General features: G+C 61.9%; 6 protein-coding genes and 1 pseudogene. 4 read left to right on the forward strand and 3 right to left on the reverse strand.

Going from position 1 to position 3,877, the window contains the following annotated elements:
• Positions 1–109 precede the first annotated feature (109 nt).
• Positions 110–253: pseudogene (locus GJ633_RS14825) on the reverse strand (zinc ribbon domain-containing protein); the annotation flags it as partial.
• A gap of 39 nt (positions 254–292) precedes the next feature.
• Between GJ633_RS14825 and GJ633_RS14830 the strand changes: the two are divergent.
• Entirely contained in the window at positions 293–1,693 is a 1,401-nt protein-coding gene (locus GJ633_RS14830) for a sulfatase (RefSeq protein WP_156589427.1), read from the forward strand.
• A 158-nt stretch (positions 1,694–1,851) separates the two neighbouring features.
• On the opposite strand, the gene GJ633_RS14835 is transcribed toward GJ633_RS14830, so the two are convergent.
• Complete coding sequence (locus GJ633_RS14835) at positions 1,852–2,253, reverse strand: PIN domain-containing protein (protein ID WP_321169113.1); 402 nt, start codon at positions 2,251–2,253, stop codon at positions 1,852–1,854.
• A 2-nt stretch (positions 2,254–2,255) separates the two neighbouring features.
• Positions 2,256–2,522, reverse strand: coding sequence for an AbrB/MazE/SpoVT family DNA-binding domain-containing protein (locus GJ633_RS14840; RefSeq protein WP_156589428.1), 267 nt, complete (start codon positions 2,520–2,522; stop codon positions 2,256–2,258).
• A 286-nt stretch (positions 2,523–2,808) separates the two neighbouring features.
• Between GJ633_RS14840 and GJ633_RS14845 the strand changes: the two genes are divergently transcribed.
• The 3 genes from GJ633_RS14845 (at position 2,809) to GJ633_RS14855 (ending at position 3,781) form a co-directional block, all read left to right on the forward strand.
• On the forward strand, positions 2,809–3,105 hold the full coding sequence (locus tag GJ633_RS14845; protein WP_156589429.1) for a DUF433 domain-containing protein: 297 nt from the start codon (positions 2,809–2,811) through the stop codon (positions 3,103–3,105).
• 3 nt (positions 3,106–3,108) lie between these two features.
• On the forward strand, positions 3,109–3,453 hold the full coding sequence (locus tag GJ633_RS14850; protein ID WP_156589430.1) for a DUF5615 family PIN-like protein: 345 nt from the start codon (positions 3,109–3,111) through the stop codon (positions 3,451–3,453).
• Positions 3,454–3,616: 163 nt separating this feature from the next.
• Positions 3,617–3,781 (forward strand): hypothetical protein, encoded by a 165-nt coding sequence (locus GJ633_RS14855; protein ID WP_156589431.1) that lies wholly within the window; start codon positions 3,617–3,619, stop codon positions 3,779–3,781.
• Positions 3,782–3,877 lie beyond the last annotated feature (96 nt).

Genomic DNA, 3,877 nt, shown 5'->3' on the forward strand with positions numbered 1-3,877 from the left:
CGACATCGAGACGGCGCCGGTCGTACAGAAATTTGGGAAAAACTCAGCGAGCAACGCACACAAAACGCCAGCGATTGACATCCTCCCGCGCTGAAGCGCGAGGCTTTGCGTCCTCGAATTTTCCGTAATCGCACTTCAGGCACTCGAATACGTCCTGTCCGTCCGAAGTCGGGCGGTTGTTCTCGTGGGTGAACCCGCACTTGGAACACCGTTGGGAGGTGTACGCGGGACTCACCTGTTCACCTGAAACCCCACTTATTTGACCCGGCGAGGCAGTTGTTCACACGACACAATGAAGGTACTCTTCCTCGACATCGACTCCCTCCGTGTGGACCACGTCAGCGGCTACGGCTATGACCGAGAGACGACGCCGAATATCGATACGCTGATCGAAGACGGCGTCGCGTTCGAACGCGGGTACGTCGCGAACTCGCCGTGTATGCCGTCACGAGCGGCACTCTCGTCCGGGCGATACGGGATCGCGAACGGCGTCGAGACACACGGCCGGCAGTCCCAGCAGATGAACCGGCCGGCCAATCAGACGGACTGGGCCGGGTCGTGGACCGAAAATCAGCCCGACCGTCCCTGGTGGACGCTGCCGGAACTGTTCTTCCAGAACGGCGTCCGGACGATCGGTGTGTCCTCCTTCCCGCGACATCCCGCACCGTGGTTCTATCACGTCTGGCACGAGTTCGTACAGCCCCAGGAACCGGACGAGGACATGACGACGGAGTGGGGACACGTGTCCTTCCAGACGCCGCGTGCCGAGGCTGTCGTCGACGAGTCCATCGACGCGCTGGAACGAACCGATGGCCGGGACGTCTTCCTGTACGCGCAGTTCTGGGACCCGCACGCGCCGTACAACCGTTCGGACGACGAGATCGCCCGGTTCCAAGACGGGACGCTCCCGCCGTTCCCGACCGCGGAGCAACTGGACCGGCATCGAACGTGGGACGCGGTGCGGTCGGCGACACACACGGGCATCGAATCCCGGGACGACCTCGCCGACCTGATCGCCGCGTACGACGCCGAGATCCACTATGCCGACCGCCACGTCGGCCGACTCCTCGACTACCTCCGGGAGACCGACCAGTACGACGAGTTCCTCATCGTCCTTTCGGGCGACCACGGGGAGGAATTCGGCGAGCACGGACTGTATCGCGAGCACTGGTCGACCCACGACGGCACCCAGCGCGTCCCGATGGTCGTGAAACCGCCCCGGGACACGGCCGTCGACCCGGGGATCCGGGACCACCTCGTCACGAACGTCGACTTCGCCCCGACGATTGCGGACTACCTCGGCGAGCCACCGCCCGACCGGTGGCAGGGGCGATCGCTGCGGCCGATCATCGAGTCAGCCGGCGCCGACTGGCGCGACGCAGTCGTGTTCGATCACGGGTTATACACCGCTCAGCGAGCCACCCGGACGAACCGCTGGAAGCTGATTCACACGCTCCACCCCGGCATGTGGCGTGGCGTCCTCCCCGACTACCAACTGTATGATATGCATGCGGACCCGTGGGAACAGACGGACGTGAGCGACGAGTATCCCGACGTCGTCGACCGACTCGAAGAGCGAGCGACCCGCTGGGCCGACCGCCACCGGGAGGGACGCGTCGATCCGCTGGAGCGCGTCGCGGACCACGGACCGTCGGGATATCGTTCCTTCGAGGCGGATTTCGAGGGCGTGTGATCGAACATTCGACACGGTGGTGTCGGCGAACGTCTGTCCGCTGAAATACACCGCGCTCAGTCTCGAATCGGCTCGCCGCCGACCGCTCCGTCTGCGGGCGTGACCTCGCCAGATTGGTTGGACCGGGTCGTATGAGCACTCGCCCTCAGGCGGATTCCTCACTCGGAAGGCCCGGATTCGAGCGGCCTACGAGTGAGTCCGACGGTGTCGTAGGCCTGTTCCGTCGAAAGCACACGTTCATCACCGGTGGTAACGAGGCCGGCGTGGAGCGCATCGAACGGGGTGAGATCGTATTCGTCGAGAAACGCCGCGGCGGCCAGCACCGCGTCCTCGTGTTCGGCCGGGACGATCGGAACGAGTTCGAGCAAATTGGTGATCGCCCGCGGCGCATCGATCTCGTACTCGGCGGTTTCGCGGTCGTAGAACAACACCAGCACCTCGGCGTACGCGAGTATCGAGGTGTGGATATCGTCGCGCTCTTCGAGGGCCCGGATTGCGGCGTCCTGCAGCCAATCGTCGTCTTTCACCAAGGCGGTGAGAAAGTCCGTTTCGACGTACACGGCTACGTCTCGTCCTCCTCCGACCGATCGTCTGCTTCTTTTCGAACCTCGTCAGCAATCGCCTCGCGCGCCTCTGTTTTTAGCTTGTCGGCCGTCCGATCTGCGAAAGCGTCGCCGACGGCCGCTCGGAGGCCGTCCAGCGGATCCTCGTCGACGGGAAACAGCGCGACGTGGCTCGGGAGTTCGACGATGCGGTACTGGTCACCGAATCGCTCGCGGATGTCCTTCGGAAGGTAGATCCGCCCCCGTTGATCTGTCGACTTCGACATGACGTGGGTACTCGTTGGACGGTAATATACAAAAGTATTCCCGTAGATATCGTATACTTCCCGTATCCTTGATTGGGAGCGTGCATCCCGGTGTTGGCGGACTGCAAGGGCTGTATCTCAACGGTTGAGACGGCGCTCGCGGACACGGGAATGCCGGGCTGGACGGTTGTCTCACACGAACGTGTCGGTGAACTCTCTCTGGCCGATATCGTCGGCAGGTTGGCAACCGCTGAGAGATACGCGTGCCGAATCACATTAAAGACGGTGTAGCGAGTATGCTCACGTGATGGCCACTCAGGAGTACCGCATCGTCACGGCCGACGAGTCGGAGATCCATGCCGAGCCACACATACGGGAAAGCCGACTGACGGTTCGGTTCGTCCACGAACTCGTCGAGGAGGAAGACGTGAAGCCCGAACGGGTGGCCGAGAAATACAACGTCGACATCGCCGACGTCTATGAGGCCCTCGCGTACTATCACAGCAATCCGGCCGAGATGCGCGAGGTCGAACAACGCCATCGAGCGGCTGTCGAGGAAGCCGAGCGCCGAACCTCGGTAACGCCCCCCACGACGTCGGAGTGACCGATGTCGTATCGGCTGCTTCTCGACGAAAACATCGAGTCCGAGGTTCTCCACCGGTTGGAGAACTACGGTCACGACGTCGTCCACATCGACTTCGCTCCCGAACTCGGGAAGGGAACAGCAGACACCTCCATCGCCGAGTACTCGAAAAGAGAAGATCGCGTGATCGTCACCTACGACGACGATCTCGTGAGAGAGCTATACGCAGACACCTTCCGGGCGGTACTGTACTTCGACGACGTCTCTCTCTCACCTGCGGAGATCGCGGATATCGTCCACCGACTCTCCGAACACTATCCACAGGACGAACTCCGGGGCATCGAATCGGTCGGCCGTGAGTGGCTATAGGCACTCATTCCCAACCAAACGTCATCTCTCCAGATCACGTGACTGCATGGAGCTGAGCATTAACCAACAATAACGCACAAGACACGTTTCGTTGGTTAATACTCCGGATACCGATCTGGCAAACGCTGATGTAGCTAGCCAAATCGTCTCGGTAGTCTCACCGATGACGGATATCCCAAATTCGATCTGGGTCGACAGCGAGGTGCTCGCGGTCGGGATTCCCACGGTTGCGCCCCTGGCTGCCATGCTCCTGTTTGCAGCGGCGATCGCGTCCAGTCTCCGCTTGGTAGAGGGTTCGCTTCCCGAGCTGCTCGCCCCGCTCGCGTGAGGCGTGACGCTGGTCACGCTCGTGGGTGGGTTCGTGCCCCTCAGCTCGTCTTCTCAAAGGAGGTCCCTCTGCACACGAGTTCCCTACGCTTATCTA

It is taken from the genome of Halorubrum sp. CBA1125 (assembly GCF_009742825.1).
GTDB lineage: Archaea > Halobacteriota > Halobacteria > Halobacteriales > Haloferacaceae > Halorubrum.